Source organism: Arthrobacter sp. B3I4 (genome assembly GCF_030816855.1).
In the GTDB taxonomy this organism is placed as follows: domain Bacteria; phylum Actinomycetota; class Actinomycetes; order Actinomycetales; family Micrococcaceae; genus Arthrobacter.
On record NZ_JAUSYK010000001.1, the window covers coordinates 2,640,153 to 2,653,578 of the forward strand.

At 68.4% G+C, this 13,426-nt stretch carries 13 protein-coding genes; 3 read left to right on the forward strand and 10 right to left on the reverse strand.

Annotated elements, in window-relative coordinates; translation table 11 throughout:
- Positions 1 to 8 precede the first annotated feature (8 nt).
- Genes zwf through pgl form a run of 3 tightly spaced genes read left to right on the forward strand, consistent with a single transcriptional unit; the run spans position 9 to position 3,317 of the window.
- Positions 9 to 1,571: a glucose-6-phosphate dehydrogenase gene (zwf, locus tag QFZ61_RS12575; RefSeq protein ID WP_307036497.1), complete on the forward strand. Its 1,563-nt coding sequence runs from the start codon at positions 9 to 11 to the stop codon at positions 1,569 to 1,571.
- On the forward strand, positions 1,568 to 2,509 hold the full coding sequence (locus tag QFZ61_RS12580) for a glucose-6-phosphate dehydrogenase assembly protein OpcA (protein WP_307036499.1): 942 nt from the start codon (positions 1,568 to 1,570) through the stop codon (positions 2,507 to 2,509). Before zwf ends, QFZ61_RS12580 begins: the two co-directional genes overlap by 4 nt.
- Positions 2,499 to 3,317, forward strand: a complete 819-nt coding sequence (gene pgl, locus QFZ61_RS12585) for a 6-phosphogluconolactonase (protein WP_307036501.1) — start codon at positions 2,499 to 2,501, stop codon at positions 3,315 to 3,317. Before QFZ61_RS12580 ends, pgl begins: the two co-directional genes overlap by 11 nt.
- Here the strand turns inward: pgl and QFZ61_RS12590 are convergent.
- From QFZ61_RS12590 to uvrC, 10 genes are all read right to left on the reverse strand, one after another.
- Positions 3,270 to 3,665: an RNA polymerase-binding protein RbpA gene (locus QFZ61_RS12590; protein WP_307036503.1), complete on the reverse strand. Its 396-nt coding sequence runs from the start codon at positions 3,663 to 3,665 to the stop codon at positions 3,270 to 3,272. The genes pgl and QFZ61_RS12590 overlap by 48 nt on opposite strands.
- A 118-nt stretch (positions 3,666 to 3,783) precedes the next feature.
- Entirely contained in the window at positions 3,784 to 4,041 is a 258-nt protein-coding gene (secG, locus tag QFZ61_RS12595; protein WP_175323316.1) for a preprotein translocase subunit SecG, read from the reverse strand.
- Between the two features lie 47 nt (positions 4,042 to 4,088).
- Positions 4,089 to 4,904 carry a triose-phosphate isomerase gene (gene tpiA, locus QFZ61_RS12600; RefSeq protein WP_307036506.1) on the reverse strand — a complete coding sequence of 272 codons (816 nt, stop codon included), beginning with the start codon at positions 4,902 to 4,904 and terminating at the stop codon, positions 4,089 to 4,091.
- Positions 4,905 to 4,983: 79 nt separating this feature from the next.
- Positions 4,984 to 6,210, reverse strand: a complete 1,227-nt coding sequence (pgk, locus tag QFZ61_RS12605) for a phosphoglycerate kinase (RefSeq protein ID WP_307036508.1) — start codon at positions 6,208 to 6,210, stop codon at positions 4,984 to 4,986.
- Between the two features lie 10 nt (positions 6,211 to 6,220).
- Positions 6,221 to 7,231, reverse strand: a complete 1,011-nt coding sequence (gene gap / locus QFZ61_RS12610) for a type I glyceraldehyde-3-phosphate dehydrogenase (protein WP_307036510.1) — start codon at positions 7,229 to 7,231, stop codon at positions 6,221 to 6,223.
- A gap of 276 nt (positions 7,232 to 7,507) precedes the next feature.
- On the reverse strand, positions 7,508 to 8,131 hold the full coding sequence (locus tag QFZ61_RS12615) for a superoxide dismutase (protein ID WP_307036512.1): 624 nt from the start codon (positions 8,129 to 8,131) through the stop codon (positions 7,508 to 7,510).
- A 174-nt stretch (positions 8,132 to 8,305) separates the two neighbouring features.
- Entirely contained in the window at positions 8,306 to 9,286 is a 981-nt protein-coding gene (gene whiA, locus QFZ61_RS12620; RefSeq protein WP_307036514.1) for a DNA-binding protein WhiA, read from the reverse strand.
- A gap of 10 nt (positions 9,287 to 9,296) precedes the next feature.
- Positions 9,297 to 10,316, reverse strand: coding sequence for a uridine diphosphate-N-acetylglucosamine-binding protein YvcK (yvcK, locus tag QFZ61_RS12625; protein ID WP_307036516.1), 1,020 nt, complete (start codon positions 10,314 to 10,316; stop codon positions 9,297 to 9,299).
- Positions 10,316 to 11,239: an RNase adapter RapZ gene (rapZ, locus tag QFZ61_RS12630; RefSeq protein ID WP_307036518.1), complete on the reverse strand. Its 924-nt coding sequence runs from the start codon at positions 11,237 to 11,239 to the stop codon at positions 10,316 to 10,318. Before rapZ ends, yvcK begins: the two co-directional genes overlap by 1 nt.
- Positions 11,240 to 11,354: 115 nt before the next feature.
- Entirely contained in the window at positions 11,355 to 13,364 is a 2,010-nt protein-coding gene (gene uvrC / locus QFZ61_RS12635; protein ID WP_307036521.1) for an excinuclease ABC subunit UvrC, read from the reverse strand.
- Between the last annotated feature and the right edge of the window lie 62 nt (positions 13,365 to 13,426).

Below are 13,426 nucleotides of genomic sequence, written 5' to 3' on the forward strand. Positions count from 1 at the left end.
CAACAACCATGGCATTTTCGCAAAACGGCGGGCACCGCCCTGCGGGCCGGGGGCGCAATCCGCTCCGGGACCCGCGGGACCGCCGGCTCAACCGCATCGCCGGCCCTTCATCCCTGGTGCTTTTCGGCGTCACCGGTGACCTTGCCCGCAAGAAACTCATGCCCGCCGTCTATGACCTGGCCAACCGTGGCCTGTTGCCGCCGAGCTTTGCGCTCGTCGGGTTCGCCCGGCGGCAGTGGGAGAACCAGGACTTCGCCGCCGAGGTGAAGGCGGCGGTCAAGAGCTACGCCCGCACTCCCTTCGACGAGACCGTATGGAAGCAGCTGTCCGAAGGCATCCGTTTCGTGCAGGGCGAGTTTGACGACGACGACGCCTTCGAAAGGCTCAGCGAAACGATCGATGAGCTCGACGAGCAGCGCGGCACACGCGGGAACCACGCGTTCTACCTGTCGATTCCGCCCAAGGCCTTCGAACTGGTCTGCCGGCAGCTCTCCAAGCACGGCCTCGCCCAGGCCGAGGGCGACAAGTGGCGCCGCGTGGTGATCGAGAAGCCGTTCGGCCACGACCTCGAATCAGCCCGGCAGCTGAACGACATCGTGGAATCGGTGTTCCCGCCGGACGCGGTGTTCCGCATCGACCACTACCTCGGCAAGGAGACAGTCCAGAACATCCTGGCCCTGCGCTTCGCCAACCAGCTGTTCGAGCCGCTGTGGAACGGCAATTACGTGGACCACGTCCAGATCACCATGGCCGAGGACATCGGGACCGGCGGGCGCGCCGGCTACTACGACGGCGTGGGCGCGGCCCGCGACGTGATCCAGAACCACCTGCTGCAGCTGCTGGCGCTGACCGCGATGGAGGAGCCGATCTCCTTCAACGCCGATGACCTGCGCGCCGAAAAGGAAAAGGTCCTCGCGGCCGTCCGGCTGCCGGATGACCTGTCCACCCACTCGGCGCGCGGGCAGTTCGCCGGCGGCTGGCAGGGCGGCGAGCAGGTCCTGGGCTATCTGGAAGAGGAAGGCATTCCCGCCGACTCCACCACCGAAACCTTTGCCGCCATCCGGGTTGACATCAACACCCGGCGCTGGAGCGGTGTGCCGTTCTACCTGCGCGCCGGCAAGCGGCTGGGCCGCCGGGTGACCGAAATCGCCGTCGTCTTCAAACGGGCCCCCAACCTGCTGTTCCGTGACCACGGCGAGGACGACTTCGGCCAGAATGCCGTGGTGATCCGGGTGCAGCCCGATGAGGGCGCCACCATCCGTTTCGGCTCAAAGGTTCCCGGCACGCAGATGGAAGTCCGCGACGTGACCATGGACTTCGGCTACGGCCACTCGTTCACCGAGTCGAGCCCGGAAGCGTACGAACGGCTGATCCTCGACGTGCTGCTCGGCGAGCCGCCGCTGTTCCCGCGGCACCAGGAGGTGGAGCTGTCCTGGAAGATCCTTGACCCCTTCGAGGACTACTGGGCCAGCCTGGACGAACAGCCGGAACCTTACCCGCCCGGCAGCTGGGGCCCGGCCTCCGCCGATGAACTGCTTGCCCGCGACGGACGGACCTGGAGAAGGCCATGATCGTAGATCTCCCCGACACCACCACCTCCAAGATCTCCAAGAAGATCATGGCGCTGCGCGAGCAGGGCGGCGTGATTGCCCTGGGCCGCGTACTCACCCTCGTGGTGGTCACCAAGTCCGGCCTTGAAGAGGAAGCCATCGAGGCGGCCAACGAGGCCAGCCGCGAACATCCCTGCCGGATCATCGTGCTGGCCGACGCGGGCGCCGCGGCGCCCACCCGGCTGGACGCGCAGATCCGGGTGGGCGGCGACGCCGGCGCGTCCGAAGTCATCCTGCTCCGCGGCTATGGCGAACTGGCCGAGGAGAGCGAATCCCTCGTCGCGGCGCTGCTGCTTCCGGACGCCCCGATCGTGGCCTGGTGGCCGCACGGCGCACCGCGGAACGCCTGCGAGACGTCGATCGGCCGGATCGCGCACCGGCGGATCACGGACTCCGCCAACGAGGCGGACCCGCAGGCGGCGCTGGACAACATCCGCAGCACCTACAAGGCAGGCGACACCGACCTGGCCTGGACCCGCCTGACGAACTGGCGCATCCAGCTTGCGGCGGTGCTGGACCAGGTGGACGCCTCGCCGGTAACCGCCGTCGCGGTGGAAGGCGCGTCGGACTCCCCCAGCACCCTGCTGCTCGCCGCCTGGCTGACCCTGGCGCTGGACGCGCCGGTGACCATCGTCGCCGACCCGGCCGGTACCGGCATCCGGCGGGTGCGCCTGTGCCGCACCGGCGGTGACATCCAGCTGTTCCGCCCCGGCCTGGCCGTGGCGGAACTGACCCAGCCGGGCCAGCCGGTCCAGCGCATTTCGCTCCCGCGGCGCAGTTTGAAGGACTGCCTTGCGGAGGAGCTCCGGCGGCTTGACCCGGACGAGGTGTTTGGCGAAGTGATTACTATTGGACTGCCCCGTACCAACCTAAGGAGTGTCCGCCCCAGTGAGCGTTGAGCCGAGAGTAAGCATCCATCCTGACTCGACCGTCCTGACGGCCGCGATCGCGGCGCGCCTGATCACCAAGCTCGTCGATCTCCAGGACAGGTACGGCCAGGCGACGGTCGTGCTCACCGGCGGCACGATGGGCATCGGCTCGCTCCGGGCCGTTGCGGACTCCCCCGCGGCCCGGGCGGTGGACTGGTCCAAGGTCAACTTCTGGTGGGGTGACGAACGCTTCGTCGGCAAGGACGACGCCGACCGCAACGCCCGCCAGGCGCAGGAGGCGCTGCTCTCCCGGATCAACGCGGACCCGGCCCGGGTGCACGTCCCCGGCTCAGCCGACGAGTTCGACACCCCCGAGGAAGCCGCCGCGGACTACGCCCGCCGGCTCGCCGAGGCTGCCGCGGCGGAGCACGCCGCTGACATGTCCGATGAGCGCCCCGCCGAGCCGGGCAGCCTGCCGCGGCTGGACATCGTGCTGCTCGGCGTCGGCCCGGACGCCCACGTGGCCTCGCTCTTTCCGGAGCAGGCGGGCATCCGTGAAAAGCAACTCACAGTGGTGGGAGTCCGCAACTCCCCGAAACCGCCGCCGGAGCGGATCTCCCTGACGCTGCCGACGATCAACACCGCGAACGAGGTGTGGATGGTGGTGGCCGGCGATGACAAGGCCGGCGCCGTGGGCCTGGCCCTGGCCGGGGCCAACCCGGTGCAGGTGCCGGCGGCCGGGCCCCGGGGGCGGCTGGAAACGCTGTGGCTGATCGATGAGGAGGCGGCCTCACGCGTCCCCGAGCAACTCGTCCGGAAGAGCCCGTCGGGCGCGTAGCCGCTCAAGCGCTCCGGCCAGCACGTCTTCCGCGTCCTGGCTGGAGCGCCGCTCCTTGACGTATTCAAGGTGGGTTTTGAAGCCTTCGACTGGCCCGTCGTCCAGCCCGAACCGGGATTCGTCGCGGGTCGCCGCGCCCCCGCAGCGGCGGCAGTCCCAGACACCCGGTATCTGCTCCTCCGGGAGCATGGCGAAGACCACGGCCGTTTCGTGGCCTTTCGCGCAGCGATAGTCAACGCAGATCCGCGGCTGGCCGGTGCCGGCGCCGTCCCAGGGCTCGTGGCGGGCCGGGGCGCCGGCGACGGCGCCGACGCGGATGCCCTTGAATCCGGAAGCAGAATGCAGCATCGGGAACTCCTGGCTACTCAAGCTGGTCGAATGGCAGTTGCCAGCGACAGCCTAGTGCGGAAGTCCCCGATGCGGATGGGTCACAAGACCCCTGTATTTGGTTTGGAAAAGAGGCGTCCTAGGAGTCTGCTCCGGTGCTGAAACGCATCAGCAGGCCAAGGGCAATGATGACGACGCCCCAGGTCACGCCCAGGATAACGGTAAACCGGTTGAGGTTCCGCTCGGCGACGCCGGAGGAGCTGAGCCCTGAGCTCATACCGCCGCCGAACATATCGGACAGGCCGCCGCCGCGTCCCTTGTGCAGCAGGATGAGCAGGGTCAGCAGAAGGCTGGTGATACCCAGAAGCACCTGCAGGATGACATGAAGAACGTCCACGACGGCCTTTCGAAAGAGGGGACTGCGGGGGCCAGGCTGCGTACGGACTAGTCCGTCAGCAGGTGACTCTCGAACCTGACAATGTTAGCAAACTCGGCGGCGTCAAGGCTGGCACCGCCGACCAGCAGCCCGTCCACGTCGCGTTCGCGCAAAATGGAGGCCGCGTTGTTGGCCTTGACGGAACCGCCGTAAAGCAGCCGGGTCTTGCCCGCCACGCCGCCGTCGAACAGGCTCGCCAGTTCGGCACGGATCGCGGCGCACATCTCCTGCGCGTCCCCGGGTCCGGCGACTTCGCCGGTGCCGATCGCCCAGACCGGCTCGTAGGCGACGACCAGCTCCGCGGCCTGGTCGGCGGTGAGGCCCGCGACGCCGGCGCGGAGCTGGGCGAGGGTGTGCTCGACGTGCGTCCCGGCCTGCCGGACTTCCAGGCCCTCGCCGACGCAGAGCACCGGCGTGATGCCGTGGCGGAAAGCCGCCTTCGTCTTGGCGTTGAGAACCTCGTCGGACTCCTGGTGGATGGTGCGGCGTTCGCTGTGGCCGACGAGGACGTAGGTGCAGCCGAGCTTCGCGAGGAACTGCCCGGAGATGTCGCCGGTGTAGGCGCCGGAGTCGAACTGGCTCAGGTCCTGCCCGCCGTAGGCGACGTCCAGCTCGTCACCCTGTACCAGGGTCTGGACGCCGCGGAGGTCGGTGAACGGCGGGAACACTGCGACCTCCACCCGGCTGTAGTCGTGCTTGGCGTCGGACAGGGTCCAGGCCAGCTTCTGCAGCAACGTGATGCCCTGGACATGGTCCATGTTCATCTTCCAGTTACCCGCGATGAAGGGCTTGCGGTCGAATTTGCCGTTGGTTGACGTTGTCACGTGATCTCCAAAAGAGTCGTAGCAGAAAGAGAGCCGGCCGGGGCCGCCTTGCGGGCGGCCGCCCGGCCGGCTGGGAGGTCTAGCGGTCCAGCACCGTCAGGCCCGGGAGTTCCTTGCCTTCAAGGTATTCCAGACTGGCGCCGCCACCGGTGGAGATGTGGCCGAACTGGCCGTCGCTGAAGCCGAGGGTCCGGACCGCGGCGGCGGAGTCGCCGCCGCCCACAACGGTGAACCCTGCCGTCTCGGTCAGCGCCCGCGCCACGGCGCGGGTGCCGCCGGCGAAGGCCGGGAACTCGAAGACGCCCATCGGGCCGTTCCAGAACACCGTCTTGGCGCCCTTGATCCGTTCCACGAACGCTGCCGCTGACTCCGGGCCGATGTCCAGACCGATGCCGGAGGCGCCGAAGCTGCTGGCTTCGACCGCGTCGGCCGCGACGGTCTCGTGCTCGGCGTCGGCGGCGAACTTGCTGGCCACCACCACGTCGGTGGGGACCACGAACTCGGTGCCGGCGTCCGCTGCACGCTTCAGATAGTCCTGCACGGCGGGGATCTGGTCCGCTTCCAGCAGGCTGCCGGCCACCTTGTGGCCGGCTGCGGCGAGGAACGTGAACAGCATGCCGCCGCCGACGAGGATGGTGTCAGCCTTGCCGATCAGGTTCGCGATCACGGCGAGCTTGTCGGAGACCTTGGAGCCGCCAAGTACGACCACGTAGGGGCGCTGGGTGTCGGCAGTCAGCTTCCGCAGCACCTCGACCTCGGTGCGGACCAGGTCGCCCTGGTAGGAGGGCAGCCGGGTGGCGACGTCGTAGACGCTCGCGTGCTTGCGGTGCACGGCACCGAACGCGTCGTCGACGAACGCGCCGTCGGAGCCGGTGAGGGCGACGAGCTCGTCAGCGAAGGCGCCGCGTTCGGCGTCGTCCTTGGACGTTTCGCGGGCGTCAAAGCGCACGTTTTCCAGGACCAGGGCCTCGCCGTCGGCCAGCGCGGCGGCGGCCGCCTTGGCGGCTTCGCCTACCGTGTCACCGGCCAGGGTGACCTTGAAGGTGGCCAGCTCGGCCAGCCGGGCGGCGGCCGGCTTGAGCGAATACTTCTCCTCCGGGGCGCCCTTGGGGCGGCCCAGGTGGGCCGTGACCAGCACGCGGGCACCGGCGTCCGTGAGCTTCGCCAGCACTGGCAGGGAGGCCTTGATCCGGCCGTCGTCAGTCACTGTAGAGCCGTCGAGCGGCACGTTCAGGTCGCTTCGAACCAGAACGTACCGCCCGCGGACACCATCAGCGATCAGTTCGTTGAGGGTGTGGAATGTCATGAGTCTTACCCTAGCCCAGCTTCGACGCGACGAGCTCCGTAAGGTCCACGAGCCGGTTCGAGTAGCCCCACTCGTTGTCATACCACGAGACGACCTTGACCTGGTTGCCGATCACCTTGGTCAGGCCGGAGTCGAAGATCGACGACGCCGGGTCCCCGACGATGTCCGAGGAAACAATCGGCTCGTCCGTGTAGGTCAGCAGGCCCTTGAGTTCCTCCGACTCGGCGGCGGCCTTGAGCGCTGCGTTGACTTCCTCGACGGTGGTTTCGCGGGACACGGTGACGGTGAGGTCGGTCGCGGAGCCGGTCGGGACCGGTACGCGGATCGCGTAGCCGTCCAGCTTGCCCTTGAGCTCGGGAAGGACCAGGCCGATGGCCTTGGCCGCTCCCGTGGAGGTCGGAACCATGTTGATCGCGGCGGCGCGGGCCCGGCGGAGGTCCTTGTGCGGGCCGTCCTGCAGGTTCTGGTCCGCGGTGTAGGCGTGGATCGTGGTCATCAGGCCGCGCTCGATGCCGAAGGCGTCGTTGACGACCTTGGCCAGCGGGCCGAGGCAGTTGGTGGTGCAGGAAGCATTGGAGATGATGTTGTGCGCGGCGTTGTCGTAGAGGCCGTCGTTGACGCCCATCACGATGGTGATGTCTTCGCCGGAGGCGGGGGCGGAGATCAGCACCTTCTTGGCACCGGCGTCGATGTGCTTCTGGGCGTCCGCGGCTTTGGTGAAGAAGCCGGTGGATTCGATCACGATGTCGACGCCCAGCTCACCCCAGGGCAGGTTGGCCGGGTCGCGCTCGGCGAGGACCTTGACGGTCTTGCCGTCGACGACGATGTTCCCTTCCTTGACCTCGATGGTCTCGGCCAGGCGCCCGCCAACGGAGTCGTACTTGAAGAGGTGGGCGAGGGCTTCCGGGCTGGTGAGGTCGTTGACCGCGACGATCTCGAGGTCAGCCCCCTGCGCCAGGGCGGCGCGGAAGTAGTTGCGGCCGATGCGGCCGAAGCCGTTGATACCAATACGTGTCGTCACGTTTTCAGTCTCCTTGGTGCTCTCTCAAGCACGATTAGTTGAGTAGGCGTTCAAGCCGACTAACAGATCCCGCACGCCATTGGGCAGAGATGATTACCAGATCGGAGGGCGACCAGCCACGTTGCTGAAGGCTGACCGCCTTCCGTGATCCATCTTACGTTTAACCGGACCCGCCCCCGCAAGTACGGGGGCGGGCCGTCCGCGATTCGGCCCGGATGGGCCCAATCGCGGACTTTGTTACAGCGGTGTTCCGCCTAAAGGCAGCCCAGACTGCCTTTAGAGCGTGATCAGGCCGGTGGCGTTGGCGCGGGCAGCGTCAAAGCGCCGCGCGACGTCGGCCCAGTTGACGATGTTCCAGAACGCCTTGACGTAGTCGGCCTTGACGTTGACGTAGTCCAGGTAGAAGGCGTGCTCCCACATGTCCAGCATCAGCAGCGGGGTGGTGCCCAGCGCGACGTTGCCCTGCTGGTCGTACAGCTGCTCGATCACGAGGTTGCCGCCGATCGGCTCGTAGGCCAGGAAGCCCCAGCCGGAACCCTGCAGGCCCAGGGCTGCGGCGGTGAACTGCGCGCGGAAGGCGTCGAAGGAGCCGAACGCGTCGTCGATCGCTGCCGCGAGTTCACCCTCGGGCTTGTCGCCGCCGTCCGGGGAAAGGTTCTTCCAGAACACGGAGTGGTTGACGTGGCCGCCGGTGTGGAAGGCAAGGTCCTTGGAGAGGCGGTTGATGTTGGCGAAGTCGCCCTTTTCGCGGGCCTCGGCCAGCTGGGCCAGTGCGTTGTTGGCGCCGGCAACGTAGGTGGCGTGGTGCTTGCTGTGGTGCAGCTCCATGATCCGCGCGGAAATGTGGGGTTCCAGCGCGGCGTAATCGTAGTCAAGGTCAGGCAGTACGTATTCGGTCACAAAATCCTCCAATGTCGTGGACGGTTCGTCCGGTTTTGCTAACTCTCGGATTGTGCATCCGGATGGTTGGACACCCGGAAGAATGTGGATGTTGATCCAGTGGGCATAGCCTCCGGTACCGCCGGAGTATTCCCGGCCGCTGGATCCGATTGTGGCCCTGTTCGGCGGGCGTGGCTACTCGTCGAGCATTTCCGGTGTCACGTTGGCGTCGGTGCCCGGGACACCCAGGTCCTGGGCACGCTTGTCGGCCATCGCCAGGAGCCGGCGGATCCGGCCGGCGATCGCGTCCTTGGTCATCACCGGATCCGCGAGCCGGCCGAGTTCGTCCAGGCTCGCCTGTTTGTGCGCGACGCGCAGTTCCCCGGCGTACTTCAGGTGGTCGGGGACGTCGTCGCCCAGGATTTCCAGGGCCCGGTCAACCCGGGCGCCGGCGGCGACGGCCGCCTGCGCGGAACGGCGCAGGTTGGCGTCGTCGAAGTTGGCAAGCCGGTTTGCCGTCGCGCGGACCTCCTTGCGCATCCGCCGCTCCTCCCAGACCATCAGCGCGTCGTGCGCTCCCATCCTGGTCAGCAGCGCGGCGATGGTGTCGCCGTCGCGGATCACGACGCGGTCCACTCCCCTGACCTCGCGGGCCTTGGCCTGGATGCCGAGGCGCCGGGCGGCGCCAACGAGTGCGAGGGCCGACTCCGGGCCGGGGCAGGTGACCTCCATCGCCGAGGAGCGGCCGGGTTCGGTGAGCGAGCCGTGGGCCAGGAACGCACCGCGCCAGACCGCTTCGGCGTCGGCGGCGGAACCGTTGACGACCACGGACGGCAGGCCCCGGACGGGCCGGCCGCGGGCGTCGAGCAGCCCGGTCTGGCGGGCGAGGGCCTCGCCGTCGCGCACCACCCGGACCACGTAGCGGCTGCCACGGCGCAGGCCGCCGCCGGAGACGACGATGATTTCGCTCTGGTGGCCGTACACCTCGGCGATGGCGGCGCGGAGCCGCCGGGCGGTGGAGGCGAGGTCCACCTCGGCTTCGATCACGATCCGGCCGGAGATGATGTGCAGGCCGCCGGCGAACCGGAGCATGGCGGACACCTCGGCCTTGCGGACCGAGGATTTCTTGATGTCCAGCCGGGAAAGTTCTTCCTTGACTGATGCTGTCAGTGCCATGGCACCTTTCCTACCTGTTCCCGAAAATGTCGTGGTACGCCGTTGCCAGACGCAGCGGGTCGTGGATCGGCCGGCGGCTCGACGCCCTAACTTTACCCAAGACCACCTCTGCTCCGAGCATCCCGGCGGCCCGTTCGAAGTCCTGCACGTCCGGCACCGACGCGGGGTCGGCGAGGACGACGTCGACGCCGAAATCCGGGGCGTACTCCCGCAGCACCCGCAGGTGGTCGGCGGCGGACATGCCGAGGGTTTCCTTGGTGTCCGTTGCCAGGTTCATCGTGAGGCAGCGCCGCGCCTCGGTGGTGCACAGCGCGGCACGCATCTCCGGCAGCAGCAGGTGCGGCAGTACCGAGGTGTACCAGGAGCCCGGGCCCAGGACCACCCAGTCCGCCAGTTCAATCGCGGTGAGCGCCTCGACGCAGGCCGGAGCCGATTCGGGCAGCAGCCGGACCCCTTCCAGCGAGCCGGCGACGGCGCATTTGGCCTGGCCGCGGACGGTTTCCAGCACCGGCGTGCCGTCCGGGCCCGCGACCCGTGCCCGGCCTTCGATGGTGAGCGGGGTGGTCGACATCGGCAGCACCTGCCCGCGGGCGCCCAGCAGTGCGCCGGCCCACTGCAGGCCCGCCACCGTGTCCCCCAGCAGTTCCCAGAGCGTGACGATCAGCAGGTTGCCCATCGCGTGCTCGTCGAGGGACCCGCCGCGGCCCGCGCCGGGGCGGAAGCGGTGCTGCATGACGTCGCGCCAGGTCCGGCCCCAGTCGGTGTCATCGCAGAGAGCGGACAGCGCCATCCGCAGGTCCCCGGGCGGCAGGACGCCGTACTCCTCGCGCAGCCGCCCGGAGGAACCGCCGTCGTCGGCGACCGTGACGATGGCGGTCAGCTCGGAGGTGAGCAGGCGCAGTGCCGAGAGCGACGCGGAGAGACCGTGTCCGCCGCCGAGGGCAACCACGGAGGGGCCTTTGTCCTGCTGGCCGGCGGAGACCGCGCTGGCGGCCGGAACCAAGGGCAGCGGCCCGGTAAGGAGCGCCATTACTCGCGGCCCAGATCCCGGTGCGTGGTGGTCACCGTGACCCGGGGGTACTGCGCCAGCCGGCGCGACAGTTCCACGGCCACGGCCACGGAGCGGTGCTTGCCGCCGGTGCAGCCGACCGCGATGGTCGCGTAGTGCTTGTTCTCGCGCCGGTAGCCGTCCAGGACAGGTTCGAGCGCGAGCACGTAGCGTTCCACAAAGTTGCTCACGCCCTCCGCCTCAAGCACGTAGTCGCTGACGTCCTTGTCCAGGCCGGTGTGCGGGCGCAGCTGCGGCACCCAGTGCGGGTTGGGGATGAAGCGGGCGTCGGCGACGAAGTTGGCGTCCACCGGCAGCCCGTATTTGAAGCCGAAGCTCATGACGTTGAGCCGCAGCGCGACCGGGCCTGTTTCGCTGAACAGCTCGGTGATGGCGGTCGCGAGGCCGTGGACGTTGAGCGTGGAGGTGTCCAGGACGATGTCGGAGGAATCACGCAGCTCCTGCAGCAGATCGCGTTCGGCGGCGATGCCGTCGAGGATCCTGCCGCCGCCCTGCAGCGGGTGCGGCCGCCGGCCCTGCTCGAAGCGGCGCACCAGGACGTCGTCGCTGGCGTCCAGGAACAGCACCCGGAAGGTGACGCCGCTGGTCTCCAGGTTGCGCAACGCGGTGCGGATGTCCGCGAAAAGGTCCTTGCTGCGGACGTCCATGACGACGGCGAGCTTGGAGATGGACCCCGGGGCGTGCGAGACGAGTTCCGCGAGGGTTCCCAGCATCTGCGGCGGCAGGTTCTCCACGACGTACCAGCCGTGGTCCTCGAGGGCGTCCGCGGCGGTGCTCCGGCCGGCGCCGGACATCCCGGTCACTACGAGCAGTTCCGCTTCCACCGGCTTGACCGGGGTCAGCCCGTCCGCCTCCGTGCCGGATCCCTCCGTTGACTCTGCCATTCGTCGTGCCCCATCTCTGCTGTGCGCTCTGCTGTCAGCACGGCGCGCGGGGCAGAGGCTGCCGGCCGCGCGTCGTACTTCAGCTTCTTACCCTAGCCAACATTGCCGGAGCTAGCTAAGTTTCGAGGATTTCGCCGGTCGTCATGTTGATCGCAGGCGCCGCCGGTCCGTCCGCCTCGTCCCCGGCACTGAAGTGCCGGACGATGGCACCGGCCAGGGCGGGGCCGATGCCCTTGGCGGCGGTGAGTTCCTCGACGCTGGCGGCCTTGATGCTCTTCACCGAGCCGAACTGGTTCAGCAGCGCCTTGCGCTTGGAGTCGCCGAGGCCAGGGACGCCGTCGAGGGCGGAAACGGTCATGGCCTTGCCACGCTTTTGCCGGTGGAAGGTGATGGCGAAGCGGTGGGCTTCGTCGCGGATCCGCTGGAGCAGGTACAGCCCGGCGGAGGCGCGCGGCAGGATCACCGGGAAGTCGCTGTCCGGCAGCCACACCTCTTCGAGGCGCTTGGCGAGTCCCACGACGAAGACGTCGTCGATGCCCAGTTCCGCCAGGGCGCGCGCCGCCGCATTGACCTGGGGCTTGCCGCCGTCGACGACGACCAGGTTGGGCGGGTAGGCGAACTTCGCCCGCGGGGCCGGCGTCGTCGTGTCCGCCAGGACCGCGGCGGTAGCGGCCTCCAGCGCCGCCTGGTGTGCCGGTTTCGCCGCAGCCGCGGCCTGCGCCGCCTGGTCGTCGAGGTAGTGCCGGAAGCGGCGCGTCAGTACGTCGTGCATGGCCGCGGTGTCGTCGTTTGCGGCGGCGCCGGTGACCGAGAACTTGCGGTAGTCGGATTTCTTGGGCAGGCCGTCCTCGACCACCACCATGGAACCGACCACGTTGGTGCCCTGGACGTGGGAAATGTCGAAGCACTCGATCCGCAGCAGTGCGACAGGAAGGTCCAGCGCCTCCTGCAACTCCTGCAGGGCCTGGGAGCGCACGGTGATGTCGCCGGCGCGCCGGGACTTGTGCAGTTTGAGGGCGTGTTCGGCGTTGTCCCGCACGGTGGAGAGCAGGGCGGCCTTGTCGCCGCGCTGCGGCACCCGGATGTCCACCCGCGCGCCGCGCAGCCCGCTGAGCCACTGGCCAAGCTCCTCGGCGTTGCTCGGTTCTGCCGGGACCAGCACCTCCCGGGGCAACCTGCCCTGGTTCTCGCCCTCTTCGCCGTAGACCTGCTGGAGCAGGTGTTCGACCAGGTCCGGGGTGGTGGTGTCTTCGACTTTTTCGACGACCCAGCCGCGCTGGCCCCGGATCCGGCCGCCGCGGACGTGGAAGACCTGGACCGCGGCTTCCAGTTCGTCCTCGTGCAGGGCGAAGACGTCGGCGTCGGTGTCCTCGGCCAGGACCACCGCGTTGCGTTCGAACACTTTCTTCAGCGCGACGATGTCGTCGCGGACGCGGGCGGCGCGTTCGTAATCGAGTTTCGCCACGGCGGCGGCCATGTCCTTTTCCAGCCGGGACACGAAGCGCTTCGCTTCGCCGCCCATGAAGGCGCAAAAGTCCTCGGCCAGGCCGCGGTGGTCCTCCGGCGAGATCCGGCCCACGCAGGGCGCGGCGCATTTGTCGATGTAGCCCAGCAGGCAGGGCCGGCCGCTGGCTTCGGCGCGTTTGAAGACCCCGGCGCTGCAGCTGCGGACCGGGAAGACCCGGAGCAGGGTGTCCATGGTGTCGCGGATAGCCCCGGCCGTGTACGGGCCGAAGTACCGGGTGCCCTTGCGCCGTTCCCCGCGCAGGACCTGCACCCGGGGGTACTTCTCCCCCATTGTGACGGCGAGATAGGGGTAGGACTTGTCGTCGCGGAACATGACGTTGAACCGCGGCTTGAATTCCTTGATCCAGGTGTACTCGAGCTGGAGGGATTCCAGTTCGCTGCCGACGACGGTCCATTCCACGCTGCTGGCGGTGTGCACCATCGCGTGGGTCTTGGGCAGCAGGCCGGAGGGGTTGGCAAAGTAGGAGTTCAGCCGGGAGCGGAGGTTTTTGGCCTTGCCCACATAGATGACCCGCCCGTGCGGGTCGCGGAAGCGGTACACGCCCGGGTTGGTCGGGATCTCCCCGGTCCGGGGACGGTAACTAGCTGGATTTGCCACTGGTCTATTCTACTGAGCCGACGGCGGGGAACCGAGCCGCGGCCGGCGCCCCGGCCGGGGTG

Coding starts and splice junctions, on each gene's coding strand:
- yvcK (WP_307036516.1), bottom strand. CDS start 10,316: ATGGCGCTCCTTACCGGGCCGCTGCCCTTGGTTCCGGCCGCCAGCGCG.
- QFZ61_RS12590 (WP_307036503.1), bottom strand. CDS start 3,665: ATGCTGCATTCTGCTTCCGGATTCAAGGGCATCCGCGTCGGCGCCGTC.
- rapZ (WP_307036518.1), bottom strand. CDS start 11,239: ATGGCAGAGTCAACGGAGGGATCCGGCACGGAGGCGGACGGGCTGACC.
- whiA (WP_307036514.1), bottom strand. CDS start 9,286: ATGGCACTGACAGCATCAGTCAAGGAAGAACTTTCCCGGCTGGACATC.
- zwf (WP_307036497.1), top strand. CDS start 9: ATGGCATTTTCGCAAAACGGCGGGCACCGCCCTGCGGGCCGGGGGCGC.
- pgk (WP_307036508.1), bottom strand. CDS start 6,210: ATGACATTCCACACCCTCAACGAACTGATCGCTGATGGTGTCCGCGGG.
- QFZ61_RS12580 (WP_307036499.1), top strand. CDS start 1,568: ATGATCGTAGATCTCCCCGACACCACCACCTCCAAGATCTCCAAGAAG.